A 12,532-nucleotide genomic window follows, 5' to 3' on the forward strand; every position below is an offset into this window, starting at 1 on the left:
TGAACTCCTCAAGGTCCTCCCGGACCCCAACCATCTCCCCAGTCGTCACACACCCTCAACGACACAACCCGCCAACGGACACGCCACACCAAAACTGACCTGACCAAGCCCTACTAGTGACGCACACCGACCCCCGACGCCGCTTTCCCACCGGTACCGAAAGCTGACGCCATGACCACCTCGTGGACCACCCACGGTGTCGAGTTCCTCCCCGACACCGTCCGCAAGCGTTTCCGCCCGGACGCGGACGGCGACCCGGACCGCGAGTGGCGGGCGCTCACCCTGCTCGACCGGTACGCGCCGGGCCTGGCGCCGCGCCCGCTGTCGCTGGACGGGCGCACCGTCACCATGTCCAGGCTGCCCGGACTCCCGTTGCGCGGCACCGAGTTGACGACCGCGCACCTGGACGCCCTGGCCCGCGCCACCGACCGTCTGCTGCACGCCGTCCCGCCCGAGGAGGTGGCCGCGCTCCCGGAGCGCCGCTGGTACGTCGGCGACTCGGTGGCCGCGATCCGCCGCCGCGCGGCGCTGCCCTCGCTGCCCTCGCTGCCGGCGCTGGTGGCCGGGCTGCGCTGGCTGGCGGGCGCGGAGGCCTCGTTGTCAGCACCGTGGGCGCCGGTGCTCGGGCAGGCGGACGGGAACCTGGCCAACTTCCTCTGGGACGGCGCCGACGTCCGGCTGGTCGACTTCGAGGACTCGGGGCGCAGCGACCGCCCGTACGAGCTCGCCGAGTTGGTCGAGCACCTCTCGGCGTGGGTGGACACCGACCTGGACGCGGCGGCGTTCCTCGGCCGGCTCACGCTCTCTCCCGCCGAGCAGGCCCGGCTGTTGGAGTGCCGGCGCCTGTTCGCCCTGCTGTGGCTGGTGTTCCTGGCCACCGACCCGGCGACGGCGGCCCGCAACCCGCCGGGCACCACCGAGCGGCAGGCCGCCCGCCTGCTGGCTCTGCTGGACTACTGAAGGGTCTTCTTCAGCACCGTTGAACTGTGCCGGACCGTCATGCCGGCCTTCAGGTAGAGGTCGAGCGCGCCGGTCCCGGAGTGCGTCCACAGGGTGCAGCTGCGCAGGCCGGCGGCGCGGCAGGCGTGGAAGGTGTGGCGCAGCAGGTGGCGGGCGATGCCTCGGTGGCGGTGGCCGCCGTGGACGGCGACGTTCTCCACGTAGCCCTCGCCGGTGTCGGGCAGGTCGAGGGCGAGGGCGGCGCCGACCAACTGGCCGTTGGCGGCGAAGGCGAGCGGGGAGCGGTCGGCGGCGAAGCTGGGGCGGCGCACGGTGTGGGCGGCCCATTCGTCGAAGTCCTTGCGGCGCTGCTGCCATTCGTCGAAGGCGTCCTCGATGAGCCGGTGCGTGGCCTGCTCGTCCGCCGGATCGCCGGCCCGGAAGGGGCGGACGGTGATGCCCTCGAGTGCGGGCGGCAGCTGCTCGGGCAGGTCGTCGAGGTCGATGGCGAGCAGCCAGCTGGTGACGGCGGGGCGGAAGCCGTGGGCGTGCAGCAGACCGGTGGCGGCCGTGTCGCGGTCGGGAACGACCTGGGCGAGTTCGGCGGTGCCGCGTTCGCGGGCCCGCTGTTCGATCCAGCGCAGCAGTGCGGTGCCGATGCCGCGGCCGCGGTGGTCGGGGTGCACATCGGCGTCGGTGCGCCGGTCCGTCCAGGCCCAGCCGGCGAGTCGCCCGTCGGGGGCGTGCACCAGCAGGGTGTCGGTGGCCGGGTCGAGTCCGGGGCGGGCGAACACGGCGGCGAGCGCGCCGGCGTCGGTGGTGGCCGTGCCGTCGAGGGCGCGTTCGCAGGTGTGGACGAGGTCCTGGACGGCGGGGAGGTCGGTGGCCGGGTCGATCGGCCGTGCGGTGTGGCCGGGGGGAAGTTCGACCTGCGCCATGGGGATTCCCTTCGGTGGTGCGGACGGGGTGTCAGCCGATGGTGACGCGCAGCAGTGCGGGGTGTCAGCCGGTGGTGGCGCGCAGCAGTGCGGGCAGGTGCTGGGCGTCAGCCGGTGGTGGCGCGCAGCAGTGCGGGCGGGTGCAGGGCGTCAGCCGGTGGTGGCGCGCAGCAGTGCGGGCAGCTGCCGCATGTCGGAGAAGAGTACGGTGCCCGGGCCGGTGAGCGCGTCCGCGCCGGTGGGTCCGCCGGTGTAGCCGAAGCAGCGCATGCCGGCGGCGCGGGCGGCCCGGGTGCCGGGGCCGCTGTCCTCGACCACGGCGCACACCTCCGGGGCGAAGCCCATCCGCTGGGCGGCGTGCAGGAACAGGTCGGGGGCGGGCTTTCCGCGTTCCACCTCGGTGGCGCTGAAGATCCGTCCCTCGAAGTGCTCGTACAGGCCGGTCCGGCCGAGGGTGTGCCGCATCTTGTCGTGCGTCCCGCTGGAGGCGACGCAGGACGGCAGGCCGAGCGCGGCGAGTGCCTCCACGATGCCGTCCACCGGCTCCAGTTCGGTGTCCACCAGCTCGCGGTGCCGCTGTTCGAAGCGCTGCTCCCACTCGGCGGCGACGGTCTTGCCGAGGCGCTCGGCGACCACCTGCCAGCCGGCGGCGTGCGAGCGTCCGATGAAGTGCCGCACCACCTCGGCCTCGGTGAGCGGCCAGCCGAGCTGCGCGCCGACCTCCTGTTGAACGCGTACCGCGATCCGCTCGCTGTCCACCAGGACGCCGTCGCAGTCGAAGATCACCAGTTCGACGGGCTTGCTGTTCGAGTCGCTCATCCGCTCAGCATATTTATCACTGCCCGAACGATCGTGCGGCCAACGGAAATTGAGTTGCCGTCGGGGCGTGGCGTCGATCACGATCACCGCATGGACTTTTAGCGGATGCCACGCATCGGGGCCTGGCAGGCCCTGACCGCCGACCTGTCGCGCGACCGACCTCGCGGCCCCCAGCGGGGCGATGCATCGCGCCCTCGTGTGGCACCCGCCTATCCACGGGGGGCCCGCTCCGGCCTGCGCGCCGGCCGCTGAACGCTCCCGCCCAGCCCTGAAAGCCACCCCATCCTCATGCATACCGAACGCAAGGCCCTGTGGGCCGTGCGCCAGTCCGTCCTGCCCGCCGTCCAGCGGCCGCACGAGGAGGCCCTCGGGGCGTAACGACCACCGCGACACGGCCTCCCGGACCACCGTCGCCCGGGAGGCCGTGCCCAACTCCGCGCTCTCAGCCGAGCGTCAGCCAGGTGATCCCGGCGCGCTTCACCTCGGCCTGCTCGGCGGCGTCCAGCTCGGCGCGGCCGGTGGCCTTGCGCAGCAGTGTTGCCCGGTCCCAGCCGAGCGCCTTGCGGACGGACGGACCGTCGGCGTCCGTGAGCAGTAGGTCTTCCAGGACGTCCGAGGCCTGGTTCGTCAGCCAGGCCGGGCGGTCGAGCGCGTCGGCCAGGTCGAGGCCGTGGACGGCGAGTTCGACCACTCGGGTGATCATGAACTCGGTGAGCAGCATCGGGTCGCCGTGCCGGGTCCGTACCACTCGCGTCGCGGATTCGGCCTCGAACCGGTCCGCCACGCCCCGCCAGGTCCGTTCGAACTCGCCGACCGGCTCGGTGCCGCCGGCCGTGTCGCGGGCGAGCGCGATCCGGGCGCTGTTGGTGGCCGCGTCGAAGCGCTCGTCGGGACGGTAGTAGCCCACCGCCGTCACCTCGGCCCGCTCCGGTTCGGGCGCCGCCACCATCGCCTCCACCCGCCCGATCGCGACCCGGACGTGCGCCAGCAGCTCGACCACCGTCCACGGCTCGCACCGCGTGGCCCGCGCCCAGTCCGCGTCCTCCAGCCCGGCCATCGCGGCCCCGAGCGCCCCGGCCTCGGCCCGAAATGCCGTTCCCACCAGTTCAGTTCGCATACCGGCCCACGCTACCCGAACGCACCCGACGCCCTTCGGTCAGAGCGTGAGCGCCCCGGCCGGAGCGCCAAGCCTGCGACCGTACTCGGTGAGAGCGAGGACGCCGGTGCCCCGAGCCGGTGTGCTCGCGTCGACCGACCGGGGGTCCAGGCTCAGTTCAGCGGCCAGGCCGGGCGCCAACTCGAGCAGTTCCCATACCCATTCGTCGTCCTCCTCCTCGATGTTCACGTGGCCGCCTGCCAGCGCGGGCAGGCCCAGAGCGGTTCGACGCTGCTGCTCGTAGGGAAGCGGCGCCCCCAGTTCCAGGTCCTGCGCATCCTCGCCGGGTATGTAGGCGAAGCGCCGTACGATCGTGCCCTGCTCGGCGACCAGAACCGCCGAGCCGTCGCCCTGGTAACTGTGCCAATAGGCCTGGGTTCTCCCGTACTTGGCACTCAGCTGCGCACACACCTCCAGGACCTCGCCCTCGCGCTCGGCGGAGCTCGGGTCGCACCATGACCCGACCACCAGAGTCCAACCGGCGAGCTCAGGGGTGACGAACACGCGGCGGTACTGATCGAGCGGGTTCTCGTCCAGGCCGGCGTGACTGTCGCAGTCGGCAACGTCCACACCGGTGGCGAACGGCACCGGACGCGGCGACGAGAGGCCGAGCAACTCGATCACCCCCGCCTGGTCACCCGTACTCACCGCAATCCACGAGAGGGAGCAGCAAGAGATGGGAGTGGGTACGTCGTCGGGCAGCTTGATCCGCACCAACCGCTTCAGCGCCGCCAGGTCGCGCGCGCTCAGCACCGCTTCCCCGCCGATCTCCGCCAGCGCCTCCAGCGCGCCCGCCCGCGCGGCGCCGGGGCCACCGCGACGCACCGCCTGCAGCAGGGGCACCACAGCGTCACCCCACCACGCGAACGACCGCAGAGCCGCCCGCCGCACCTCAGCGTCCGGGTCGCCCAGCAACGGGACCACCCGCTCGGCGAACCGCAGTCCGTCGTCCCCGCACTCGCCGATGGCCATGACCGCCGCGCGACGCACCACCGGGTCCTCATGCGTCAGCGCACCGTTGCAACCGTCCAGCGCCACTGCCCCGAGACCGGTGAACACCCGGAACGCCCGCCAGTACGTCTGCCCCGCAGCCACGCTCCGCAGAACGTTCAGCACCAGCGGAAACGCCGAGGGTCCCATGCGGCGAAGGACACCCAGCAGCGCGGCCTCGCTCACCGGCGAGGCAGCGTCGCCCAGATGCTCCATCAACGCCGGCAGAGCAGCCGGGCCGAGCGCGGCCAACGCGTCCTCGGCGGCCCGGCGGTCCGCGTCGTCGGGAGCCGCGAGGCGCAGAACCAGCTGGTGGGGGGTCATGGCCGAACGCTAGCGGGCGGCACGGACAATCGGGCAGGTCGGCGCAGCGGCCGCGACCGGCCCCCGGCTCAGGCCCGGTCCGGGGTGCGGATGGCCAGGACGGCCATGTCGTCGTGGCCGTCGCCGGGGTGCAGGTCCGCGAGGAGGTGGACCAGTTCGTCGAGTGGAAGGTCGGCGTGTGCGGCGGCGAGGGTGGCGAGGGCGGCGAGGCCCTCGTCGATGTCGCGGTCAGGGTGTTCGACCAGGCCGTCGGTGAAGAACAGGACGGTGGCGCCGCTGGGGAGCGGGTGGGTGTGGTCGGGGCGGTGCAGGGTGGGGTCGACGCCGATCGGGATGCCGGGTTCGCCTTCCAGGTACCAGGTGCGCCCGTCCGGCCCGAGGACGAGTGGCGGCGGGTGCCCGGCGGTGCTCCAGCGCATGGTCCGGAGTGAGAGAGGGCCTCCGTCCTACGCTTCGGGGGTAGCGCAGGGCGGAGGCCGGATCTGCCGCTGAGGTTGTTGGGAGCGGCAGGGTGCGAGTTGGTCAGTGGTCGAAGATCCGGATGTCGAAAGTCAGGCCCGTCCGCCAGATTTCCACGGTTCGCCGCGCGTTGACCCGCGCGTACATGAGCTTTCCGGGGGCCTTCTCACCGTGCGATGCCCAGTGGTATCGGAAGCCGGTCAGTAGGTAGACGGTCAGGGCGGTGAGGAGGACGGCGCGGGCCACGGGGTGCTCCGGAGGCGCGGTGAACGAGGCGGGACGGTGCGGTTCGAGATTTCGGGCCTCACGGCCGGGGCGGCGGCGGGAGGTTCACGGGCGTGCGCAGGGCTCGGTCACGCGCATGGAAGCCGAAGCTGATGAGGGTGACGCTCTCTCCGGCACTGACGGGTGTGCGGCCGTGGGGCGTGAGTGCGCCGTCGAAGACGACGCAGTCACCTGCGGCCAGATCGCATTCGAGGTAGCCGTCGGCGGTGATGAAGACGGTGGAGCTGGGCACGGCGGTACCGCTGGGGCGGTCGTGTTTGAGGCACAGGATCAGGTTGGCCTCGCCGAAGCCGAACTCGTCGACGTGGAAGTCGAGGAACTGCCCGCTGTCCCGGTACGCGATGTAGACGGCGGCGTGCGGCTGTTCGACTTCCAGCCCCGTGGACCGGGCCACGACGGCGGCGAGATCGAGGTGGTCGGCGAAGCGGGCCGCCGCGTCGCCGACGGCCGCGTTCCACTTGCCGTTGTGGAGGTACCCGGCGGTGGCCAGGGCGTTCTCCGCCTCCTGCGCCATCGCGGCGATCGGCTCGGTGGAGAACGACTGGTCGCGCAGGTGTCGGAGGAGGCGCGGGTGGACGCGCTGGTGTGCGGTGAGTCCTCGTACGGCGTCCCGGAGGCCCGGGAAGTTCTCCGCCCATCGGGCCGGCGTCCGGGCGGTGGTGCGGGACTGGAACCAGGCGGTCCATCCGGCGCTCCACCCGTGCGGTGCCGAGGAGTTGGGGTTGGCCCGGCCGAGCAGCAGCGCGACCCGGTCGAGTGCGGCCTGCGTGGACTCGACCAGTTCCGCGTTTCCCTTGGCGATCCGCAGCCGCAGCGCCTCTTGCAGGTGGGCCAGGGCCCCCGCGTGATCGCCGAGTTCCATGAGGTGCTTGCCGAAGTGCTGGTGCGCGAAGTCGAGGAGCTCTGGGTGGAGGCTTCGTGCGGTGGCAAGCGCGCTGCGGTAGAGGGTGTCCGCAGCCTGTGTGTCGCCGGCGTAGCGGTGGGCGTCGCCGAGGTTGATCCCGGAGGCGACGACGGATCGGGTGTTGCCTGCGGCGGTGGCCATGTCGAGCGCCTGCCGCAGGAGTGTGCGGGCCTCGTCGTGGTTGCCCAGGGTCATCTGGGCGATGCCGATCTCCCGGGTCAGGAACCGGGTCCGGGAGGGGTCGGTGGTGACGTCCAACTCCTGGCGGAGCTGGCCGACGACGATGGTCAGCTCGTCCCGGTCGATGGGGACCATCCGCAGCCGGTCGTCCTGGGTGATGAGGTGCTGGAGCACGGGGTCTTCCCTCGTTCGGTTTGCGCTCAGCGTCGCACTACAGCTGGTCGGTCTGGTGACGCAGGTCGGCCAGCAGCTCCACCCCGTGAGGGGAGAAGTTCTCGCCCAGCAGCTCCAGTTCGCGCATGAGGTAGCGGACGGCCGGCAGTCCCTCGTCGTAGGCGTCCTGGAAGCGCGCACGCTCGTTGGCGGACAGGTCGTCGCGGTCCAGTTCGGTCCGGCGGAACCTCAGCAGTTGGTTGTAGACGCAGGTCGCGTGGAACGCCCTGTCGATCTCCCAGAACTGGTTGCGGGCCTCGCCCTGCGTCGCGCGCCACCCGATCTCGATCTTGGGCGAGGTCCGGGAGGAGTAGCCCTCGGCGAACACCCGATTCTGGAGGACGTGGAAGCTGATCGCCTGGTGTGTCCCCTCGTGCAGCAGGTTCTCCGCCAGGAAGAGCGACGACGGCTCCGGGCTGACGGTGTTCGGCGGGATGTGGCGTTGGGCCTTGTCGGAGAACACGATGACGTACGGGAGCGCCGGGTCGCTGGAACTGGTCAGCGAGGACGCGCGGACACCGTGCTTGAGGCCGACCCACAGCAGGCCCCGGACGAACTCCCGCACGCGAACGAACCCCTCGGGGTGGACCAGCGACAGCCGGTCCAGGGCCTGGGTCAGCGTCGTGCGGCGCTCGTCGGTGTGCTGGGCGATCTCGTAGTCCGTCAGGCTGAGTTCGTCGGCGATCTCGCGGGGAAGCTCGGCGTCGAACCAGTCGAAGGTCACGCCCGCCACGGTCACCGTGTCACTGCGCAGGACTCGGGCGTGCTCCGCGAAGGGAGTGCCCGAGCGCACCAGGCGCTCCATCAGGGCGAACGGGAGCACCGGTTCGGCGCCCGCCTCACGGAGCCGGGTCAGCGCCGGGTCCTTGCGGCTGAGGTCGAAGAAGGAACCGGGCTCCACTCGGGCGGCAATCGTCGGCGACACGATGGTTCTCCTCTTGGTCGAGGCGTGCAGGTGGCAGGTCGGGGAGGTGGCGGGCCGACCCGGTTGCGCATGCCGAGTCGGCCCACCGCGCCGTCAGTCAGACGGCATCAGTTCGGAGTTGAGGTCAGCTCTCGGTTCCCGCCGGGCCGAAGTCGCCGTCCGGGACGGAGTGGTCCAGCCGCCGCGTCAGGGACACGACGGTGGCCGGCGCGAAGTCGCCGTCCGGGACGGAGTGGTCCAGCCGCCGCGTCAGGGCGGTGACCTCCGGGTCGGGCGTGATGGTGGTGTCGCTCACGATGCCTCTCCAATCGGGTTGGCTCCGCTCGTCCGAGGTGGACGAGCCGTGGTGCGGGTGATGCAAACCCGGCCCGACGGACCCTTTCCAGCGGGCCGGGAACTCATGGGCGCCCAGCGGGCGCGGGTGGGGCTGGTAGCGGCCGGAGGCGATCAGCGCCATCGCGAGCGCTTTGAGTGCGAGCAGGGAAACCGTGTGCGCGACGGCAAGCGTCCAGGGCGTGGGGGCCTCGCGCGAGGCCCGCCCTGCGGTGTCCCCGCAGTCGTTCCGGCCGGCGTCCACGGCGTTCTCTCCTCGGGGCGTCACGGCTACGCCGGCCGCCGGTCGAGTGCGGCCCGCAGCGCGGCGCGGCGGTGGGGTGTGCGGGCGCGGGCGATGCAGTCGTCGCAGATCGCGTGGAGCGTGCTGTCCTCGTCGCCGGGGGCGCGGAGCGTGGTGCCTGCGCAGACCAGCTTCTCCTGCCGGCAGACCCAGCACGTTCCCTGGCGGTAGCCGTCGGGCCGGTCCACCACGTACTTGTCGTCCGCGAGGCGGAAGGGTCTCAACATGCTCACTCCGCAGACTCCAACTCGGTCAGCAGGACCAGCTCCGGGTACCCGTCGCGGGAGGAATCCCTGTTCACCCAGGCGTGGTTGGCGTGCTCGCCCGGGGTCTCCGCGACGGTACCCGTCCAGCCGTCCTCGCAGTGCCGGACCGGGTCGCCCTCGACCACCTTCAGGCCCCGCTTCTGTCGGATGATCACGCGGCACCCCTGCGGGCGATGCAGTTGCGGCAGCGGCACGAGGACCGCACGGCCGATTCCTGCACGGCCTCACCCGGGGACGGGGCCCGGCCGGCCGCGTTCGCCTTCTGGTACTCGGCCAGGGGGTTCCAGCCCTTCGGGAGCTTGTACTTCTCGGCCTTCGACGGGCCGGTCTCGGGGTCGCGGTAGACCCTCGGGGTCTTGCGTCTCGTCATGGTGGTGTTCCCTCCATCCCCGAGGCCACCGTGGGGAGGCCGCTCCTCGGGACTCGTGCGACAGCCTGGGGTTTGTGGGATCAGGTGTCGCGGTCACTACGGATCTACCGGAAGCGCTCGCCGAGCGTGCCGACGGACGGCATGGTGCTGGTGGGCATGCTGGTCCTCCTGCTGGGTGGTTGAGGCTGCCGCAGGGGGCTCTACGGCAGGGCAGCACCGTCGTTCGCAGAAGACCGAGTTGGCACTAGGCTTCCGCTGCCACCGGCGATGCCGTAGTCATGACGTTACGGCCGGTGAAGACAGGGCTCGACGGACTGTCAGTACGAGTTACCTGGACGACCGGGGCCAAGGGGGGCAGAAATGGCTGGGCGGACACCACCGAGGCGCACCGAAACACTGACTGACAGTCCGTCCGAGGTCGTCAGGGTCCCCGAAGGGGTGATTTCCGGCTTCCTGTTCAAGGTCATCCGGGAACAGATCCCGAGAACTCAGGACGAGTTGGCCGTGGACCTGGGCATCGACAAGAGCACCGTCCAGGGCTGGGAGTCCGGCCGCCGGCCACTCTCCTCCACCCGAGCCGGGAACCTGGTGATGCTGCGCCGGAGGCTGATCCTGCTCGGCGCGCCAAGTGGGCTGGTCGACCTGATCAGCCTTGCCATGGACGCGGACTTCGTCCTCAGCGAGATACTGCGGTTCAGGCCCGCGAGGGCCGAAGTTCTGGAGCATCCACTGGCCGGGTGGGTGCTTACTCGCGACACCACGCACATGATCGGCTGGGCCGTCAGCGGGGTTCTGCCTGGTGCGGTGGCAGCCGAGTTGAGCATTCCTGCCGCCCGACGCGGGCCTGTCTCCACCGCGCCGCTTCTGGGGCAGGACATGCGCGCGCGATTCTTCGACAACCTCCGGCATACCGCGGACCTGGTGGAGAGCGGGGGTGAGGAGACCGCCTTACTCCGAAGGCAGGTCTGGTACCTGTCCTCCTACGACCGGGCCCGCGATGTGGCCGAGTGGTTCGGGGGGATGCAGCGTCGAGGGCGGATCCCCTCGGCGGGCTCGGGATGGTCGCCCCGCTGGGCCGAGGCGCGTTCGGTCGCGGCAGCGCCGGCAAGGAAGGGAGATCCGGAGCTACTCCGGGACTTCATCGCCCGCTCGATCACCGACAACGACGACTTCGAAGCGGCGAACCTGAACTACTGGGCTCATTGGCTCGGGCTCGATTCACGTCCTCAGACCAGCAATGACTTCATGGCCGAGCAGGAACGCCCCGCGTGGGACGCCTCCTCGCTGCTGCGACAGTTCGCCATCCGGCTGGACCGAGCGGGCGAGTACACCGATCTGTACGTTCATTCGATCTGGGCACTCATGCTCACCCGCAGGGGACTGGCCGACGCGGACCCCCGTACAGCCCGGGACCTGGCTTCACGAGTGTGCACGTTGCTGGACGGTGACGGTCTTTCAGGGCAGTCCCGCCGAGAGCTGGAGTCTGTGCACTACGGTCTGCGGGTAGGCGGATACAGCAACAGCCGATCCAACAGCGAAGGACAACAATGACGGACGACAAGCAGGCGAAGGGCACCGCTGGCTACCTGTTCGAGGCGGGCATGCTCAAGCGGGCGAAGCGCTCCGGCTGGTGGATCGCTGGGGTCAAGGACCCAGAGACGATCGCCGAACACTCCTTCCGGACGGGCATCGTTGGCGCGGTGCTCGCGATGATGGAGGGCGCCGACCCGGCCAAGGTCGCGCTGCTGTGCCTCTTCCACGACACCCAGGAGACCCGGGTCAGCGATATCCCCCACATCAGCCGGCGCTACCTCACCGCGGCCTCGAACGAACGCGTGACTGCCGATCAGGTCAGCGCCGCTCATCCGGCTGTCGTCGCCGGAGTGCAGGCCATCGTGGAGGAGTACGAGAACGCCGAGAGCCTGGAAGTCGTCGTCGCCCATGACGCGGACAAGTTGGAGTGCCTGATCCAGGCAGTGGAGTACCGCGAGCAGGGCTATCAGAACGTCCAGCCGTGGATCGACAGCAGCCTCGGCAGCCTCAAGACCGAGTCGGCGCGCACCCTCGCCGAGGCCGCACTGACCATGACGTCCTTGGAGTGGCAGAAGGTCTACCTCGGCTGACGGCTCACTTCCCCACCCCCACTTCCGATGGAGGTGGGGGTGCTCCGCGTCTGGGCCGCACGCTCGGTCACGACGAGGGGGTGGGGCTTGGCGTCACCCGGTACTGCTCAAGTCCTTCCGGGGGCGGGAGCGGGACGGTGATGGACAGTCCAACGGCGGCGACCTGGCGGGTGAGGTAGCCCGATCGGCCGGCCGCGGCTCCGATCCAGGCTCCGGCGGTGTTCTTGGGCATCCAGACGCCGCCGTGTTTCTCCACGGTGCCGATCTGTTCGCCGAGGCCGCGCACGACCCGGTAGCGCCCTTGGCGGCCTTCGTAGTCGAGTTCGAAGAGCCGGTCGTCCCATCGGCCGTCGGGCAGCAGGTTGGCGGGGTGGATGGTCAGGGGTGTGTCCTTCCGTTCGGGTGGGTCGGGGTGGGGCCTGGCGCCAGCGGCCGGCGGGGCGGTGGAGCACGAACGGGTGGAGGCCGCGGGGGTGGGGTCTGGTGTCCGGGGCCCGAGTTCGACGCCCTCGGCGAGCAGCTGGCGGACGGCGGCCTCGGTCTGATGGCGGTATGGGTGCACGTGCTCCGCAAGGACGCCGCCGACGCCGGCCGCGCCCGCAAGAGGGCCGCCGCGATGCGCTGGCAGCCCGTCCGAACCCGTCGACCGCACCCCGGGGAGGTCCGTTGAACGTCGATCCGACGCGGAAGGACCCGCAGGCCGTCCGCGCAGCGCTCATCGAGCTGTACGAAACCGAACTCGACCTAGAACCGGGCGACTTGGTGGCGATCGACATTGCCGCGGCCATGCTCGCCCGCGCCGCGCAGCTCGACGCCGTGGTCAAGCGCGAAGGCCAGATGATCCCCGGCGGCAACCGCGCCGGAATGTTCGTCCTCCACCCCGGCATCGCGCAGGCCCAGACGAACCGCGCGAGCGCGGACGGCCACCTCGCCAAGATCCGCGGTGCGGGCGACGGCCCCAAGCGCGACCACAACGCCCGCGACGCCGTCGGCGCCCGCTGGGGCAACCGAGTCTGAGCTTGCCG

At 71.1% G+C, this 12,532-nt stretch carries 16 protein-coding genes and 1 pseudogene; 4 read left to right on the forward strand and 13 right to left on the reverse strand.

Features of this window, described 5'->3' with window-relative positions; translation table 11 throughout:
• The first annotated feature begins 171 nt into the window (after positions 1-171).
• Positions 172-960, forward strand: a complete 789-nt coding sequence (locus ACFYS8_RS31785; RefSeq protein ID WP_387647673.1) for a phosphotransferase family protein — start codon at positions 172-174, stop codon at positions 958-960.
• Here ACFYS8_RS31785 and ACFYS8_RS31790 read toward each other — a convergent pair.
• The 12 genes and pseudogenes from ACFYS8_RS31790 to ACFYS8_RS31845 all read right to left on the reverse strand — a co-directional run bounded on the left by ACFYS8_RS31790 (position 954) and on the right by ACFYS8_RS31845 (position 9,384).
• A complete protein-coding gene (locus ACFYS8_RS31790; RefSeq protein WP_387647676.1) occupies positions 954-1,877 on the reverse strand; it encodes a GNAT family N-acetyltransferase in 924 nt (307 codons plus the stop codon). The genes ACFYS8_RS31785 and ACFYS8_RS31790 overlap by 7 nt on opposite strands.
• A gap of 150 nt (positions 1,878-2,027) precedes the next feature.
• Complete coding sequence (locus ACFYS8_RS31795) at positions 2,028-2,696, reverse strand: HAD family hydrolase (protein WP_387647679.1); 669 nt, start codon at positions 2,694-2,696, stop codon at positions 2,028-2,030.
• A 442-nt stretch (positions 2,697-3,138) separates the two neighbouring features.
• The gene (locus ACFYS8_RS31800) at positions 3,139-3,813 is read right to left on the reverse strand and encodes a maleylpyruvate isomerase N-terminal domain-containing protein (RefSeq protein WP_387647681.1); all 675 of its coding nucleotides are present in this window, start codon (positions 3,811-3,813) and stop codon (positions 3,139-3,141) included.
• Between the two features lie 39 nt (positions 3,814-3,852).
• On the reverse strand, positions 3,853-5,166 hold the full coding sequence (locus ACFYS8_RS31805) for a HEAT repeat domain-containing protein (RefSeq protein ID WP_387647683.1): 1,314 nt from the start codon (positions 5,164-5,166) through the stop codon (positions 3,853-3,855).
• Between the two features lie 68 nt (positions 5,167-5,234).
• A pseudogene (locus tag ACFYS8_RS31810) lies at positions 5,235-5,588 on the reverse strand (PP2C family protein-serine/threonine phosphatase); the annotation flags it as partial.
• A 100-nt stretch (positions 5,589-5,688) separates the two neighbouring features.
• Positions 5,689-5,871: a hypothetical protein gene (locus ACFYS8_RS31815; protein ID WP_387647685.1), complete on the reverse strand. Its 183-nt coding sequence runs from the start codon at positions 5,869-5,871 to the stop codon at positions 5,689-5,691.
• Between the two features lie 58 nt (positions 5,872-5,929).
• Positions 5,930-7,168 carry a tetratricopeptide repeat protein gene (locus ACFYS8_RS31820; protein ID WP_387647688.1) on the reverse strand — a complete coding sequence of 413 codons (1,239 nt, stop codon included), beginning with the start codon at positions 7,166-7,168 and terminating at the stop codon, positions 5,930-5,932.
• A gap of 37 nt (positions 7,169-7,205) precedes the next feature.
• Positions 7,206-8,132, reverse strand: a complete 927-nt coding sequence (locus tag ACFYS8_RS31825; protein ID WP_387647691.1) for a hypothetical protein — start codon at positions 8,130-8,132, stop codon at positions 7,206-7,208.
• Between the two features lie 124 nt (positions 8,133-8,256).
• Complete coding sequence (locus ACFYS8_RS31830) at positions 8,257-8,427, reverse strand: hypothetical protein (RefSeq protein ID WP_387647692.1); 171 nt, start codon at positions 8,425-8,427, stop codon at positions 8,257-8,259.
• A gap of 308 nt (positions 8,428-8,735) precedes the next feature.
• Positions 8,736-8,975, reverse strand: coding sequence for a hypothetical protein (locus ACFYS8_RS31835; RefSeq protein ID WP_387647694.1), 240 nt, complete (start codon positions 8,973-8,975; stop codon positions 8,736-8,738).
• 2 nt (positions 8,976-8,977) lie between these two features.
• Positions 8,978-9,169, reverse strand: a complete 192-nt coding sequence (locus ACFYS8_RS31840; RefSeq protein WP_387647696.1) for a hypothetical protein — start codon at positions 9,167-9,169, stop codon at positions 8,978-8,980.
• Positions 9,166-9,384 carry a hypothetical protein gene (locus tag ACFYS8_RS31845; protein WP_387647699.1) on the reverse strand — a complete coding sequence of 73 codons (219 nt, stop codon included), beginning with the start codon at positions 9,382-9,384 and terminating at the stop codon, positions 9,166-9,168. Before ACFYS8_RS31845 ends, ACFYS8_RS31840 begins: the two co-directional genes overlap by 4 nt.
• A gap of 438 nt (positions 9,385-9,822) precedes the next feature.
• Between ACFYS8_RS31845 and ACFYS8_RS31850 the strand changes: the two genes are divergently transcribed.
• The gene (locus ACFYS8_RS31850) at positions 9,823-10,935 is read left to right on the forward strand and encodes a helix-turn-helix domain-containing protein (protein ID WP_387647701.1); all 1,113 of its coding nucleotides are present in this window, start codon (positions 9,823-9,825) and stop codon (positions 10,933-10,935) included.
• Positions 10,932-11,507 carry an HD family hydrolase gene (locus ACFYS8_RS31855; RefSeq protein ID WP_189272043.1) on the forward strand — a complete coding sequence of 192 codons (576 nt, stop codon included), beginning with the start codon at positions 10,932-10,934 and terminating at the stop codon, positions 11,505-11,507. The genes ACFYS8_RS31850 and ACFYS8_RS31855 overlap by 4 nt, the downstream gene beginning before the upstream one ends.
• A 67-nt stretch (positions 11,508-11,574) precedes the next feature.
• On the opposite strand, the gene ACFYS8_RS31860 is transcribed toward ACFYS8_RS31855, so the two are convergent.
• Positions 11,575-12,069 carry a hypothetical protein gene (locus ACFYS8_RS31860; protein WP_387647704.1) on the reverse strand — a complete coding sequence of 165 codons (495 nt, stop codon included), beginning with the start codon at positions 12,067-12,069 and terminating at the stop codon, positions 11,575-11,577.
• 104 nt (positions 12,070-12,173) lie between these two features.
• Between ACFYS8_RS31860 and ACFYS8_RS31865 the strand changes: the two genes are divergently transcribed.
• A complete protein-coding gene (locus tag ACFYS8_RS31865; RefSeq protein WP_387647707.1) occupies positions 12,174-12,524 on the forward strand; it encodes a hypothetical protein in 351 nt (116 codons plus the stop codon).
• Positions 12,525-12,532 lie beyond the last annotated feature (8 nt).

This window comes from Kitasatospora sp. NPDC004615, from assembly GCF_042873545.1.
In the GTDB taxonomy this organism is placed as follows: Bacteria; Actinomycetota; Actinomycetes; order Streptomycetales; family Streptomycetaceae; genus Kitasatospora.

Excerpts from the sequence above, each read along its gene's own strand:
- ACFYS8_RS31785 (WP_387647673.1), top strand. The coding sequence starts at position 172 with ATGACCACCTCGTGGACCACCCACGGTGTCGAGTTCCTCCCCGACACC.
- ACFYS8_RS31790 (WP_387647676.1), bottom strand. The coding sequence starts at position 1,877 with ATGGCGCAGGTCGAACTTCCCCCCGGCCACACCGCACGGCCGATCGAC.
- ACFYS8_RS31795 (WP_387647679.1), bottom strand. The coding sequence starts at position 2,696 with ATGAGCGACTCGAACAGCAAGCCCGTCGAACTGGTGATCTTCGACTGC.
- ACFYS8_RS31800 (WP_387647681.1), bottom strand. The coding sequence starts at position 3,813 with ATGCGAACTGAACTGGTGGGAACGGCATTTCGGGCCGAGGCCGGGGCG.
- ACFYS8_RS31805 (WP_387647683.1), bottom strand. The coding sequence starts at position 5,166 with ATGACCCCCCACCAGCTGGTTCTGCGCCTCGCGGCTCCCGACGACGCG.
- ACFYS8_RS31835 (WP_387647694.1), bottom strand. The coding sequence starts at position 8,975 with ATGTTGAGACCCTTCCGCCTCGCGGACGACAAGTACGTGGTGGACCGG.
- ACFYS8_RS31845 (WP_387647699.1), bottom strand. The coding sequence starts at position 9,384 with ATGACGAGACGCAAGACCCCGAGGGTCTACCGCGACCCCGAGACCGGC.
- ACFYS8_RS31855 (WP_189272043.1), top strand. The coding sequence starts at position 10,932 with ATGACGGACGACAAGCAGGCGAAGGGCACCGCTGGCTACCTGTTCGAG.